This is a genomic window from Sedimenticola hydrogenitrophicus, assembly GCF_025175675.1.
Taxonomy (GTDB): Bacteria; Pseudomonadota; Gammaproteobacteria; order Chromatiales; family Chromatiaceae; genus Sedimenticola; species Sedimenticola hydrogenitrophicus.
Map to the genome: position 1 here is coordinate 19736 of NZ_JANIOA010000026.1, position 12841 is coordinate 32576.

General features: G+C 64.5%; 13 protein-coding genes. 2 read left to right on the plus strand and 11 right to left on the minus strand.

What is annotated here, in order from left to right; genetic code table 11:
* The first annotated feature begins 171 nt into the window (after positions 1 to 171).
* Complete coding sequence (locus NPX02_RS14155; RefSeq protein ID WP_260294399.1) at positions 172 to 846, plus strand: c-type cytochrome; 675 nt, start codon at positions 172 to 174, stop codon at positions 844 to 846.
* A gap of 53 nt (positions 847 to 899) precedes the next feature.
* On the opposite strand, the gene thpR is transcribed toward NPX02_RS14155, so the two are convergent.
* The gene (gene thpR / locus NPX02_RS14160) at positions 900 to 1451 is read right to left on the minus strand and encodes an RNA 2',3'-cyclic phosphodiesterase (protein ID WP_260294400.1); all 552 of its coding nucleotides are present in this window, start codon (positions 1449 to 1451) and stop codon (positions 900 to 902) included.
* A gap of 275 nt (positions 1452 to 1726) precedes the next feature.
* Here thpR and NPX02_RS14165 point away from each other — a divergent pair, with 275 nt between their 5' ends.
* On the plus strand, positions 1727 to 3196 hold the full coding sequence (locus tag NPX02_RS14165; RefSeq protein WP_260294401.1) for a hypothetical protein: 1470 nt from the start codon (positions 1727 to 1729) through the stop codon (positions 3194 to 3196).
* Between the two features lie 27 nt (positions 3197 to 3223).
* Here NPX02_RS14165 and NPX02_RS14170 read toward each other — a convergent pair whose 3' ends face one another.
* From NPX02_RS14170 to glyA, 10 genes are all read right to left on the minus strand, one after another.
* The gene (locus NPX02_RS14170; protein ID WP_260294402.1) at positions 3224 to 3892 is read right to left on the minus strand and encodes a retropepsin-like aspartic protease family protein; all 669 of its coding nucleotides are present in this window, start codon (positions 3890 to 3892) and stop codon (positions 3224 to 3226) included.
* Positions 3893 to 4413: 521 nt separating this feature from the next.
* Positions 4414 to 4902 (minus strand): phosphatidylglycerophosphatase A family protein, encoded by a 489-nt coding sequence (locus NPX02_RS14175; RefSeq protein WP_260294403.1) that lies wholly within the window; start codon positions 4900 to 4902, stop codon positions 4414 to 4416.
* A complete protein-coding gene (gene thiL, locus NPX02_RS14180; RefSeq protein ID WP_335342573.1) occupies positions 4880 to 5914 on the minus strand; it encodes a thiamine-phosphate kinase in 1035 nt (344 codons plus the stop codon). The genes NPX02_RS14175 and thiL overlap by 23 nt, the downstream gene beginning before the upstream one ends.
* A gap of 407 nt (positions 5915 to 6321) precedes the next feature.
* Positions 6322 to 6744 carry a transcription antitermination factor NusB gene (gene nusB, locus NPX02_RS14185; protein ID WP_260294404.1) on the minus strand — a complete coding sequence of 141 codons (423 nt, stop codon included), beginning with the start codon at positions 6742 to 6744 and terminating at the stop codon, positions 6322 to 6324.
* A gap of 15 nt (positions 6745 to 6759) precedes the next feature.
* Positions 6760 to 7230 carry a 6,7-dimethyl-8-ribityllumazine synthase gene (gene ribH / locus NPX02_RS14190; RefSeq protein ID WP_260294405.1) on the minus strand — a complete coding sequence of 157 codons (471 nt, stop codon included), beginning with the start codon at positions 7228 to 7230 and terminating at the stop codon, positions 6760 to 6762.
* A gap of 69 nt (positions 7231 to 7299) precedes the next feature.
* Positions 7300 to 8412: a bifunctional 3,4-dihydroxy-2-butanone-4-phosphate synthase/GTP cyclohydrolase II gene (ribBA, locus tag NPX02_RS14195; RefSeq protein ID WP_260294406.1), complete on the minus strand. Its 1113-nt coding sequence runs from the start codon at positions 8410 to 8412 to the stop codon at positions 7300 to 7302.
* A 511-nt stretch (positions 8413 to 8923) separates the two neighbouring features.
* Positions 8924 to 9589 (minus strand): riboflavin synthase, encoded by a 666-nt coding sequence (locus tag NPX02_RS14200; RefSeq protein ID WP_260294408.1) that lies wholly within the window; start codon positions 9587 to 9589, stop codon positions 8924 to 8926.
* Positions 9589 to 10725, minus strand: coding sequence for a bifunctional diaminohydroxyphosphoribosylaminopyrimidine deaminase/5-amino-6-(5-phosphoribosylamino)uracil reductase RibD (ribD, locus tag NPX02_RS14205; RefSeq protein WP_260294409.1), 1137 nt, complete (start codon positions 10723 to 10725; stop codon positions 9589 to 9591). The genes NPX02_RS14200 and ribD overlap by 1 nt, the downstream gene beginning before the upstream one ends.
* Positions 10715 to 11230 carry a transcriptional regulator NrdR gene (gene nrdR, locus NPX02_RS14210; protein WP_260294410.1) on the minus strand — a complete coding sequence of 172 codons (516 nt, stop codon included), beginning with the start codon at positions 11228 to 11230 and terminating at the stop codon, positions 10715 to 10717. The genes ribD and nrdR overlap by 11 nt, the downstream gene beginning before the upstream one ends.
* A 311-nt stretch (positions 11231 to 11541) precedes the next feature.
* Positions 11542 to 12795, minus strand: coding sequence for a serine hydroxymethyltransferase (glyA, locus tag NPX02_RS14215; RefSeq protein WP_260294411.1), 1254 nt, complete (start codon positions 12793 to 12795; stop codon positions 11542 to 11544).
* Positions 12796 to 12841: the final 46 nt, after the last annotated feature.

A 12841-nucleotide genomic window follows, 5' to 3' on the forward strand; every position in this document is an offset into this window, starting at 1 on the left:
CGTCCAAACGCCCACCTTTCGCCGCAAATCGGCACTGATCCGGTGCGGCCAGGGCGCAGCCCGGCATGCAAATCCCACAGTGCCCCTGGTCTTTGCCTTGTGATAGGATACGGAGGGGAAACAAGCTGCTATCAATTCTACTCAACAGACTGACACATAATGATAAAGAACATGTCGATGTTGGCACTGGGCGGTGCCTTTGCTATCTTGCTGATCGGTACCTTCGGCCTGGCTTATGCCCAGCCCGCCGAACTGGATATCGCCACCCAGGAGAAGATCATCCAGGAGTTGGAGCCACGCATCGAGGCGCTGAAGAGCGACCCGAAGCAACTGGCGCGGGTCATTGAAGAGGGGCGCAACAGGACCGTGCTCTGCCGCACCTGCCACGGCAAGGACGGTGCCGCGGTGAAGGAGCTGGTGCCGAACCTGGCCGGCCAGAACCCGGTGTATATCGTGGATCAGTTTCAGCGCTTCGGCGACGGGCGCCGTTACGACTACCTGATGAGCGGGCTGGCCAAGAGTTTCAGCGACGAGGACAAGATCAAGGTCGCCCTCTACTACTCAAACCTGGAGCCCAAGGTGTCCGGTGGCGGTGATCCCGCACTGCTGCCCGAGGGGGAGCGACTATTCAATTCCATCTGCAGCGAATGCCATGGTACGGACGGACATGGCGAGAAGGGCTACGCCCGTCTCGCGGGTCAGCGTACCGACTATGTCCTGAAGATGCTTCAGGAGTTCCGTGACCGTACCGGTCGGCGCAGCAACCCCTGGATGACGGCGGTCGCCATCCGCCTGAGCGAACCGCAGATGAAGGCGGTCGCAACCTACGTCGCCAATCTCAAATAGCTGTCGCCACCCACCGCCCGATCCGGGCGAGTGGGAGTGGATAGCTTCGGAGATCAGGGCTCGCTTTCATCGCTGCTGTGCAGCGGGTAGCTGCGCTCCAGCTGATACACCGCCCCTTCCGGTCGGGTATCGCTGGAGAAAAGCACAAACTCCCGAACCCGGATGGGCCCCGGATCAAGCCGCTCCCCCTGCGCCAGGAAGCGTTCGATCTTGACCCTGGACACGCCCGGCTTGCAGCGCGCCAGGGTGATATGGGGATGGAACTCCCTGGCCTCTGCCTGAAAACCCGCCTGCTGCAACGCCGCGGACAATCGCTTCTGCAATAGCGTCAGTTCTTCGCTGGGCTCCACTCCCGCCCAGAGCACGCCTCCCCTGGCGGGGTGGAGCCGCCCCAGCCCCTTGATCTGAAGTGAAAATTCCCGGGTCTGGACACTGCGGACGGCCTGATGCACCCGTTCGATATCCGCCACCCCGATAAAACACAGGGTCAGGTGCAGCCCCTCCCTGCTCAGCGGACGCAGGCCGACGCCCGGCTTTGGCTGAAAGGCAAGTAAGACCTCCTTGATCGCGTCCGGGATATCCAATGCCAGAAATAGTCGTTTCATGTCGACAGAGACTCGTCAGATTCAAGAGCCCAACATCATGGCGCATACGCGTGAAAACCCGTTGGGGTTCGCAGGCTCACCCCAACCTACGGGCTTGGCATTCTAACCCTGGGCATCGTGAATTGTAGCGCGTAGGTTGGGGTGAGTGGAGCGAACCCCAACGGGCCATCCTGTTTAGAACCCGATGCAGGGTTTCTCACCGCAACGGGGCTACACTTCCCGTTGAGGTAACGGTTTTTACGCCGCCGCAACACCGAATCGCTTGAGGAGGACCCATGCGCGTCCATTCCAGGTCATCGCCTGCCCGCTTCGCCGCGCGGGTCCTAAGCCTGCTACTGCTTGCACTACTGACGGGCTGTGCCACAGCACCGCCGACCGGCGATGCGACCGGCGCCTCCCCGCCCAGCTGTCTGCAGCTGTTTGTGGATAACGACCGATTGATCGACCGCGCCGACCGGCGCGACCAGGGGGTCACCCGGGTTCCCGGCTTCCCCTACCTGCGCAGCGACCGCTTCCTGGCCTCCTTCCGTAACGAGGTCGCGGGTAGCGATCAGCTGGAGCGCTGGACCTATCACCTGGCGGCACTGGATGGTGTCGCCCGCCGCCTGGAGATCAACAACCTGCCCGATCCCGCCCTCCGCCGGGAAGCCCAGTCACAGCTGCCGCGGCTGGAGCGCTGCCGGGAACAGCTGCGCCAGGCACTGCTGACGGACCCGGAATCGCTGCGCCGGCTGCGCACCGCCAGCGCGGTGGCGGACGACTATGTGATGAGCTGGCGGGTGTTCGGCCTCTATCCCGTCACCGCCCCGATTGTGTCGCTGCGTATCGCCAACTGGCACCAGGACACCGCGGCACGTTTCGCCCTGCCGTTGGACCGGCTGGTGGTGACCGGCAGGCTGACACGCTGGTCGACGCGCCGGCCCGAAAGCGTCCCCGGCGCGACACCGGAGAGGGACCATGACGCCCTGGGGATCCCCCAATTGAGCGAGGCGACGATACAGCGCCTGTTCGTCCGCCACGCCCCGGTGTGGGAGGTCGATGTGGCGAGCAATGCCGACCACATCGGCACGCTGGAATGGGGTGATGAGGCCACGGTGGATACCCGCCGCGCCAGTGAATACCGGCTGATCAGCTATACCCGCTTCCAGGGCCGAATACTGCCGCAACTCAACTACCTGATCTGGTTCCCGTCGCGCCCCAGTCGCGACATCTATGGCGGGCGCTTCGACGGCCTGCACTGGCGAGTCACCCTGGGGCCGGACGGCACACCCTTGCTGTATGACAGCATCCATCACTGCGGCTGCTACTACATGGCCTTTCCGACGGCCCAATTACGGCCCCGGCCGGACCGCCAACCCTTTACCGAGCCAGCGCTGATGCCGCAGCCGGCGCCCCCTGGCCCCCTGGTGCTTCGCATCGCCCCGGTCACCCACTATATCGAACGGCTCTATCCTCTGGAGGGCGGGCCGAACGCTCTGGGCATGACGCAACAACCCTATGACCGGCTGCGCTCCCTGCCGGCGGAGGAGGGCCATCGCAGCCTGTTCGCCGATTATGGCCTGGTAGCGGGCAGTGAACGGCCGGAACGGTTCATCCTCTGGCCTATGGGCATCCGCTCGCCCGGGGCCATGCGCCAGGCCGGCCGCCACGCCATCGCCTTCGTCGGGCGGCGCCATTTCGATGATCCGTTCCTGATACCCACGCTGTTCGAGGCGGCCGGGGATTGGGCGTCAGGACAGCGCTAGCGACCCACCCCGAACTCGCGAACTTGGTCAGAACTTGCTCTGCAGCACCATCAGGCTGCCCTTGTGCTGCATATTCACCCGGCCGAGAAAGCTCATGCCCAGCAGCACCCGGTGCGGGCTGTTGCCCTCCACCACGACCGCCTCGACCTGCTGCAACGTCAGTTCCCCCACCTGCACCTGATCCAGGGTCACGGCATAGGCGCGGGCAAAACCGGAGGCGGTGCGCACCCCGGTCTTCTCCCCCTTGATCCGGTAGGGGATGCCCAGGCGTTTCGCTTCCGTTTCACTCATGGCGACGCTGGTGGCGCCGGTGTCCACCAGCATATCCACCATGCGGCCGTTGATGCTGCCCACGGTGTTGTAGGAGCCCTTGGTGTCGGCCCAGATCTTCACCTCAGCCATCTGTCGCTGGGCGAAGTTACCGCCGACCTGGGAACCCAGACCGTAGCGTTCGCGCCGGCCATCCATCTCGATCACCGCCCCGTTGGCGTCCGCCGAGACCAGCAACACCCCTTCCGGGCTGCGCTGCCCGGCCCGCAGCAGTCGCTGCTGGCCGTCGATCTGCAGCATCGCCTTGTCGGCAAACAGCGCCATCACCCGCACCTTCTCCACCGCCAGGAGAGCGGTCGATGCAAGCAGGCAGCCCAGCAGGAGACTGGCCAGGGGGAGTTGTCGGATCACTCTGTATCGGATCATCGGATGCTCTCTCTATCGCAATGGCGCGGGGCCGATCTGCTTCCGCCCGTTGAATGTTTATCAAGTCGGCGCCCTCCGGGTGCCCCAGGGCTGCCCTTTACCCATAAGTGGGTCGGACTGCATCCAGGCGTAGGATGGGTGGAGCGCCTCCATGAACTCTCCGCCGGCTTCCGCTCCGGCGCGCAACCCATCGTGCACCTGCATCCGCATCCGAAGATGGGTTACGGCGCGCCCGACCGCCGCGAATAGCCGTCAATAAGGGTGCCGCGCCTCCACCCATCCTACACGCGTGTTCATCGGCATTTGTGGGTAAAGGGTAGCCCTATGGAGTGGGCCGTGCCCGCGGATGGTCAGCGCCCTTAGGGCTCGCGCAAGAATAATTCCGCAGTACCGAGGGCGTCACTGGGCCATGTCGGCAAGGCACGCTTTGCAGGCAATGGCTGTTCCCTTGCCAAAAAGCGTAACGCCGCCGACGTGGTCCAGTGGCGCGCGAATACCGGAACTTATCTTTGCGCGAGCCCTTAGCCTAGCAGATAAACCGCCAGCTGGATGAGAACGAAACCGTAGATCCCGGCCAGCACGTCATCCAGCATGATCCCCAGCCCGCCGGAGACCTGCCGGTCCAGCAGGCCGATAGGCCAGGGCTTGAGGATATCGAAAAAACGGAACAGGCAGAAGCCGGCCAGCAGCCAGTACCAGCCCGGCGGGGCCATCCACAGCGTAATCAGCAAGCCGACCCACTCGTCCCAGACGATACCGCCGTGGTCATGCACCCCGAGATCCCGCGAGGTACGACCACACAGCCAGATGCCAAGCAGGAACAGCAGCAACACCAGCAGCAGGTACGGCAGCGGGGCCAACGGCTGCAGCAGCAGGTAGAGCGGCACCGCCGCCAGGGTGCCGAAGGTGCCGGGTGCCTTGGGCGCCGCGCCGGAGCCGAGGCCGAAGGCCAGCAGATGGACCGGATTGCGCCAGTCGGGCCGGGGCTCAGGGGTTGCGGAAATGGTCATACCCTCCGCGGGCGACAGCGATGGGATTGCCCGCGGCATCGAGGCAGTGGATAGCGCCGCCGGCCTCGATGCGGCCGATCAGGCTGAGCGGGAGATCCAGGGTCTGTCCCACCGCCTCGACCGCCGCCTGCCGGTCGGCGGGGACTATGAGGCAGAGTTCGTAATCGTCCCCGGCGGCGAGCGGCATCGACCAGTCCGCGGTTGCCCGCACATAGGCCGCTAGCGCTGCGGAGAGGGGGATGGCCGCTTGTTGGAGCGTCGCGCCCACGTTGCTGTGTTCGCAGATATGCCCCAGGTCGGCGAGCAGGCCATCGGAGATGTCGATGGCGCCGCGGGCCAAGTCGCGCAGCGCCAGGGCCTCGGCAAGCCGGGGTTCGGGCCGCTCCAGCCGCCGCTGCAGCGCCGCCAGATGTTCCCCGGCATCGTAACCGCCCTGCAGGGCGAGCAGCGCCAGCCCGGCATCGCCCAGGGTGCCGGTCACGTAGATCAGGTCGCCCGGCCGCGCCGCATCGCGCCGCAACGCCCGGCCCGGCTCGACAAAGCCGTGCACCTGAACCGTGATACTCAAGGGGCCGCGGGTGGTGTCGCCCCCCACCAGCTGTACCTGATAACGGGCGGCCAGCCGGCCAAAGCCGCGGCAGAACGCCTCGATCCACGCCTCGTCCACCCGCGGTAAGGTCAGCGCCAGGGTGACCCAGGCCGGCGCTGCCCCCATCGCCGCCAGGTCGCTGAGATTGACCGCCAGCGCCTTGTGTCCCAGGGATTCGGCGTCCACACCAGGCAGGAAATGGGTCCCCTCCACCAGGCTGTCGATGCTGACCGCCAGCTGTTGTCCCGGCGGGACCTGCAGCAGGGCGCAGTCATCCCCCACGCCCAGCGGCACATCTGAACGGCGCGCGCCGAGGCGGGAGAAGTAGTGCTCGATCAGTTGGAATTCGGAGGCCGGCATGATGTTGTTGGCGATACCCTGTGTCCCGTCGGCGCGTAGGATGTGGTGAGGCACGAACCGCATCGAATCGGTAACCCCGCGAACGATGCGGTTCGCAAGCTCACCAGCATCCTACCAGCAATTCTGAATTTGGCGAGGTTTAGCCTCGGCATCTCTTGGCAAGGATTCATTTTTAGCCGCGAATGAACGCAAAAGAACGCAAATGAACGCAAATAAATTTACCATAATCCCCTCCAGTGGTTTGGTGGGCACCGGAGAGGTGAGGCATTACAGACGACTTAATTGATACCAGGCCTAACGGGCGAGACCCTGGAGAACCACGGATTCACACAGATAAACACGGATTCAGAATTCTGCTCGCCTATCCGTGTGAATCTGTGTCCATCCGTGGTTCCTTATTCACCGGGCCGGGATAACTAAACGGCTATTGAAAGCCCTACTTGGTGTATAGGGCGGGCCGGGCCCGCCGGTTACTTCTTCAGCTCGCCCGAACGCAGCTGACGCGCCAGCTTGTCCAGCACGCCGTTGACATACTTGTGACCCTGCTCGGCGCCGAACACCTTGGAGAGCTCGATCGACTCGTTGATGATCACCTTGTAGGGGACCTCCAACTGGTAGCGCAGTTCGAAGGCGCCGAGGCGCAGGATCGCCCGCTCAACCGGATCGACGCTCTCGATGGAACGGTCGAGATAGGGCCCCAGCAATTCATCCAGCTCATCCAGGTGGGCCGGTACGCCGTGCAACAGGGCCTCGAAGTAGGCCAGTTCAAAACTCCCCGGCTTGCGATCGGCCACAAACTGATTGCGGATATCCTTGATATCCTGCCCCGCGACCTGCCACTGGTAGATGGCCTGTACCGCGTTGTGCCGGGCCTGGCTTCGTTTTTTGCTCATTCAGTCGATGCTCATTCAGTCGAGCTGGCGCAGGACGTTGACCATCTCGATGGCGGACATGGCTGCTTCCGCTCCCTTGTTGCCGGCCTTGGTGCCGGCCCGCTCGATCGCCTGCTCGATGGTATCCACCGTGAGTACGCCGAAGGCGATCGGCAACTGGTGTTTGAGGGTCACCTGGGCCATGCCCTTGACGCACTCGCCGGCAACAAAGTCGAAGTGCGGGGTGCCGCCACGGATCACCGCGCCCAGGGCGACGATGGCGTCATAACCGCCCTTGGCCGCCAGCCGTTCCAGCACCAGCGGCATCTCGAAGGCGCCGGGTACCCGCACCACGGTGATATCGGCGTCACTGGCACCGTGACGCTTCAGGGTGTCGATCGCCCCGTTCAGCAGACTCTCGACGACAAAACTGTTGAAGCGTGCCACCACCAGGCAGAAACGCGCGTTTTGTATCGTCAGCGAACCCTCTATGGTTTTTATAGCCATCTCTTCATACGACCTTTTAGTGCGGGAAGCTTCCCGATTGGATTATGCAACAGGGCAAAATGACCCGGCCTATTCACAAGCCACATACTCGACAATCTCCAGGTCGAAGCCGGAGATGGCGTACAGGCTCTTCGGCGCGCTCAGCACGCGCATCTTCTGCACCCCCAGGTCGCACAGGATCTGCGCGCCGATACCGTAGGTGCGCAGATGGCGCTTGCTATCCCCGGCCGGCATGCTCTTCTCCCTGTCGTGGTAATGGAAATCGCGCATGCGCTGGATCATGTCCCGGGTGGTGTCGTGATTGCGCAGCACCACGATGATACCCGAACCCGCCTTGGCGATCTGTTTCATGGCGTTCTTCAACGGCCAGCTGCAACCGGCATGGCTGGTCGAGAACAGGTCGCACAGGGTGTTCTGCATGTGTACCCGCACCAGCACCGGCTGGCCCGGGTCCACCTCGCCCATCACCAGGGCCAGATGCAGTTCGGGATCGACACAATCCTGATAGGCCACCAGGCGGAAATCGCCGTACTCGGTCGGCAGGGTGCACTCGCTGACCCGTTCGATGGTCTTTTCATTACTGACCCGGTAATGGATCAGGTCGGCGATGGTGCCGATCTTCAGGTCGTGCTGCTCGGCAAACTTCTCCAGGTCGGGCCGGCGCGCCATGCTGCCGTCCTCGTTGAGGATCTCGACAATCGCCGCCGCCGGGCTGAAACCGGCCAGCCGGGCCAGGTCGCAACCGGCCTCGGTGTGTCCGGCGCGCACCAGCACGCCGCCGGGCTGGGCCATCAGCGGGAAGATGTGGCCGGGCTGCACCAGGTCCTGGGGCATCGCCGCCTCCTTCACCGCCGCCAGCACCGTGGTGGCGCGATCCGCCGCGGAGATGCCGGTGGTGACTCCCTCGGCCGCCTCGATGGAGACGGTGAAGTTGGTGGCGTGCTGGGACTCGTTGATCCCCACCATCAGCGGCAGCCGTAACTGCTGGCAGCGCTCCTTGGTCAGGGTCAGGCAGATCAGTCCGCGCCCGAATCGGGCCATGAAGTTGATCGCCTCGGGCGTCACCGCCTCGGCTGCCATCAGCAGGTCGCCCTCGTTCTCGCGATCCTCATCGTCCATGATGATCACCATCTTGCCCTGGCGCAGATCCTCGATAATCTCTTCTGTCGTATTAAAAGCCATAATTACTACCGTGCCTCAAAGCACCGAAAACAGCGGAAAAGTGTAACAAAGCCGGGGGAATCTCCCAAGACATTAAAAATCTGATCGGCGGATGCGCTGAGCTTATGCCCTCCTCACCCCCGTAAATGGTACATCCTGGTACCACGCCTCATATAGGGTCTGCTCCCCATTTGCGAGGCGTCAGCCCGTAGGTTGGGGTGAGGAACGAACCCCAACATCATGGCGCACACGCATGAAACCCCGTTGGGGTTCACAGGCTCACCCCAACCTACGGCCTGGCCATCAAGTCCACCTGTGCATTCCAGGCCATGACGAAACCCGGGAGCCGCTTATCCCAACCCATCCACGGCCGTCAAACGGTGGGTATGCATTCCCACGCGGAGCGTGGAACGAGGGGATGATCGCAGCGCCCTCAGGGGTCGGAGTCAAGCCACGGCAAGGAAGCATGGTAAATGGAAGCAACCCGGGCGGCTTGACTCCGACCCCAGACTTTCGCGGGAACGGTCTCCAATTAGCGCAAAAACCCCCGCTCCGCCAGCAACGCCATCGTCACACCGGATTCGGGCGTGGCCGGCTGCGCCGCCCGCTCGCCCAGCAGCAACCGCTCCAGGTAGCGCGCCACCAGGTCCACCTCCAGGTTGACCCGGCTACCCGGGCGGTAGTCGGCGGTGATGGTCTCCTGCCGGGTGTGGGGGACGATATTCAGATCGAAGCGGTGGCCATCCACCGCGTTCACCGTGAGGCTGGCGCCGTCGACGCAGATCGAGCCCTTTTGGGCGATATAGCGGGCCAGTGCCGGCGGCGCCTCCACCAGCAAGCGGATCGAGCGCGCCTCTTCGCGCCGCTCCAGGATGGTCCCCACCCCGTCCACGTGGCCGCTCACCAGGTGGCCGCCCAGCGGGGTGCTCAGGGTCAGCGCCTTCTCCAGGTTGACCCGGCTGCCCACCGCCAGCTCGGACAGGGTGCTCAGCGCCAGGGTCTCGCGCGACACGTCGGCCAGGTAACCGTCGCCGGTCAGTTCGACCACCGTCAGGCAGACGCCGTTGGTGGCGATGCTGTCGCCGAGCCGCACATCGGCCAGGGGCAACCGGCCAACGCGAATCGCCAGGCGCAGATCACCGCCGCGGAGTTCGCGACCGGCCAGGGTACCGACGGCCTGGATAATGCCTGTAAACATCAGCTCTCCACCTTGATGGCTCGTGTGGGTTTCACCCGGATGCGCAGATCGGGCCCGACCATGCGCAGATCCTCGATCTCCAGGGCGATGCGGTCTTTCATTTCGGTCAGGGCCGGCAGATTGAGCAGCCCCCGGGCATCGCTGCCCATCAGGATCGGCGCCGCATAGATGGTCAGTTCGTCCACCACCCCGGCCGCCACCGCCGCCCCGGCCAGGGTGGGACCGGATTCGATCAGCACCTCGTTGATGCCGCGCTGGGCCAGCGTCTCCATCAGCCGCTCCAGGTCGATCCCCAAGCCGCGACGCGGCAGTTGGATCACCTCGGCCCCAGCCGCCTCCAGCGCCTGCCTTCTGCTCTCATCATCGGTCACGCTGATCACCAGGGTCGGCCCCGGCAGGCTCAGCATCCGCGCAGTGGGGGACAGCTGCAGATCGGGATCCAGCACCACCCGCAGCGGCTGCGGCAGGTAGTCGTCCGAGACCACCCCCGGCAGTTCGGCGGCACGCAGGCGCACGTTCATCGAGGGGTCATCGGCCCGTACCGTGCCGATGCCGGTGACGATGGCATCGCTGCGCGCGCGCAGCCGCTGCACATCCAGCCGCGCCGCCTCGCTGGTTATCCACTTGCTCTCGCCGCTGGCCATGGCGGTACGCCCGTCCAGGCTCATCGCCAGCTTGCAGCGCACAAAGGGCCGACCGCGACTCATGCGGGCGATGAAACCGGGATTGAGGGCCTGCGCCTGGGCCGTCATCACCCCCTGATCGACCCGGATGCCGGCCGCCTGCAGCTGGGCGATGCCCTGGCCGGCCACCCGTGGATTGGGGTCGGTCATGGCCACCACCACCCGCACCACGCCGGCTTCGATCAGGCCGTCGCTACAGGGCGGGGTGCGACCGTGATGACAGCAGGGTTCCAGGGTCACGTAGGCAGTGGCGCCGCGTGCCCGCTCCCCGGCTTCGGCCAGGGCGTTGCGTTCGGCGTGGGGTTCGCCGGCGCGGTGGTGAAAACCCTCGCCGACGATCACGCCGTCACGCACCAGCACGCAGCCGACCCGGGGATTGGGATGGGTGGTGTAAAGACCCTGTTCGGCCAGGCGGATGGCCCGGGCCATGTAGTAGTGGTCTTCAGCCGTCATCGTCTTTGTTGCCGTTGAGCAGGTCCAGCTGATCGCGGCGCACGTCCGGCGGCAGCTGCTTCTCCAGCCGTTCGATCTCCTCGCGGAAGGCGTTCACGTCCTCGAAACTGCGATACACCGAGGCGAAGCGCACATAGGCCACCTGGTCCAGGGCCCGCAGCTCCTCCATCACCCACTCGCCGATCTGCCGCGATGGCACCTCGCGCTCGCCATGGGCCAGCAGCTTGCGACGAATGTGGCCGATCGCCTCCTCCACCTGCTCGGCGCTGACCGGGCGTTTCTCCAGGGCACGGGACATGCCGGAGGCGAGCTTGCGGCCATCGAACGGGACCCGGCTGCCATCCTGCTTGATCAGCATCGGCAGGGTCAGTTCCGCCGTTTCGTAGGTGGTGAAGCGCTCCTTGCAGATGGCGCATTCGCGCCGTCGACGCACCTGGTCCCCATCCCCGAACAGTCGGGAATCCACCACCTTGGTATCCTGGGCACCGCAGAAAGGGCATCGCATGATTTAACCTGATCTTTCCAGAAAGCGCATGAAAAACTTGGCCCTGGGCCATTGATCCCAGATTTGCCCGGTTGCGTAGGGTGGGTTAGCGACGCACAGGCACCCCACTTCCAGACCACGACAATACCCGGGCGCCGCGTAACCCACCATTTTTTCAATCCATCTCAACCTGCCAAACGGTGGGTTACGGCGCGCGCACGGTGCAATGCAACCGGCCACCCGCTGCGCAGGGCGCGCCTAACCCACCCTACATCCCATCGGCTCCACTTCACAATGACAGCGGAGCGTTCACCCTTGGTCCGGGCGCATGCTTACCGATAGACCGGATGCCGCTTGCACAGATCCAGCACCTGGGCCTTGACCCGGTCGATGGCCGCCTGGTCGCCGCGGGCATCGATCACGTCGCACATCCAGCCCGCCAGGGTCCTGGCCTCGGCCTCGCCGACGCCGCGGGTGGTCAGAGCCGGGGTACCGACACGGATGCCGCTGGTGACGAAGGGCGACTGCGGATCGTTGGGCACGGCGTTCTTGTTGACCGTGATATTGGCCTCCCCCAGCCAGGCATCCACATCCTTGCCGGTGAGGCCGGCCTGGATGAAGCTGACCAGGAACAGGTGGTCGTTGGTGCCGCCGGAGACCACGTCGTAGCCGCGTTCGATGAACACGCTGGCCATCGCCTGGGCATTGTCGATCACCTGCTGCTGATAGGCCTTGAACTCCGGCTCCATCGCCTCTTTGAAGGCCACCGCCTTGGCGGCGATCACGTGCATCAGTGGACCGCCCTGGGTGCCGGGGAAGACCAGCGAGTTGAGCTTCTTCTCGATCTCCGGGTTGGCCTTGGCCAGGATCAGGCCGCCGCGCGGACCGCGCAGGGTCTTGTGAGTGGTGGTGGCGGTGACATCGGCGATCTGCACCGGACTCGGGTAGAGGCCGGCGGCGATCAGACCGGCGACATGGGCCATGTCGACAAACAGATAGGCGCCCACCTCATCGGCGATGGCACGGAAGCGCTGCCAGTCGACCACCCGCGAGTAGGCGGAGAAGCCGGCCACGATCATTTTCGGCTTGTGCTCACGGGCCAGGCGCTCCACCTCGGCGTAGTCGATCTCGCCGGTGGCCGCATCGAGTCCGTACTGGACGGCGTTGTACAGCTTGCCGGAGAAGTTGGGCTTGGCGCCGTGGGTCAGGTGGCCGCCGTGGGCCAGGCTCATGCCCAGCACGGTGTCGCCCGGCTCACACAGGGCCATGTAGACGGCGGCATTGGCCTGGGAACCGGAGTGCGGCTGGACGTTGGCGTAGTCGGCGCCGAACAGCGCCTTGGCGCGGTCGATGGCCAGCTGCTCGGCGATATCCACATACTCGCAGCCACCGTAGTAGCGCTTGCCGGGATAGCCTTCGGCATACTTGTTGGTCAGCACGCTGCCCTGGGCCTGCATCACCCGCGGGCTGGTGTAATTTTCCGAGGCGATCAGCTCTATATGCTCCTCCTGCCGGGTCTCCTCCGCCTGGATCGCCGCCCAGAGCTCGTCATCATAACCACCGATCTGCATATCTTTACTGAACATGTCAGCCATCTCCGCCGGGAAAAAATGGGATATTTTAACACCAAGC

Bases quoted from the DNA above. Each gene is read 5' to 3' on its own strand.
- nusB (WP_260294404.1), bottom strand. From the start codon at position 6,744: ATGAGCAAAAAACGAAGCCAGGCCCGGCACAACGCGGTACAGGCCATC.
- NPX02_RS14170 (WP_260294402.1), bottom strand. From the start codon at position 3,892: ATGATCCGATACAGAGTGATCCGACAACTCCCCCTGGCCAGTCTCCTG.
- NPX02_RS14175 (WP_260294403.1), bottom strand. From the start codon at position 4,902: ATGACCATTTCCGCAACCCCTGAGCCCCGGCCCGACTGGCGCAATCCG.
- ribBA (WP_260294406.1), bottom strand. From the start codon at position 8,412: ATGGCTTTTAATACGACAGAAGAGATTATCGAGGATCTGCGCCAGGGC.
- NPX02_RS14200 (WP_260294408.1), bottom strand. From the start codon at position 9,589: ATGTTTACAGGCATTATCCAGGCCGTCGGTACCCTGGCCGGTCGCGAA.
- NPX02_RS14165 (WP_260294401.1), top strand. From the start codon at position 1,727: ATGCGCGTCCATTCCAGGTCATCGCCTGCCCGCTTCGCCGCGCGGGTC.
- ribH (WP_260294405.1), bottom strand. From the start codon at position 7,230: ATGGCTATAAAAACCATAGAGGGTTCGCTGACGATACAAAACGCGCGT.
- ribD (WP_260294409.1), bottom strand. From the start codon at position 10,725: ATGACGGCTGAAGACCACTACTACATGGCCCGGGCCATCCGCCTGGCC.
- thpR (WP_260294400.1), bottom strand. From the start codon at position 1,451: ATGAAACGACTATTTCTGGCATTGGATATCCCGGACGCGATCAAGGAG.
- thiL (WP_335342573.1), bottom strand. From the start codon at position 5,914: ATGCGGTTCGTGCCTCACCACATCCTACGCGCCGACGGGACACAGGGT.
- nrdR (WP_260294410.1), bottom strand. From the start codon at position 11,230: ATGCGATGCCCTTTCTGCGGTGCCCAGGATACCAAGGTGGTGGATTCC.
- glyA (WP_260294411.1), bottom strand. From the start codon at position 12,795: ATGTTCAGTAAAGATATGCAGATCGGTGGTTATGATGACGAGCTCTGG.
- NPX02_RS14155 (WP_260294399.1), top strand. From the start codon at position 172: ATGTCGATGTTGGCACTGGGCGGTGCCTTTGCTATCTTGCTGATCGGT.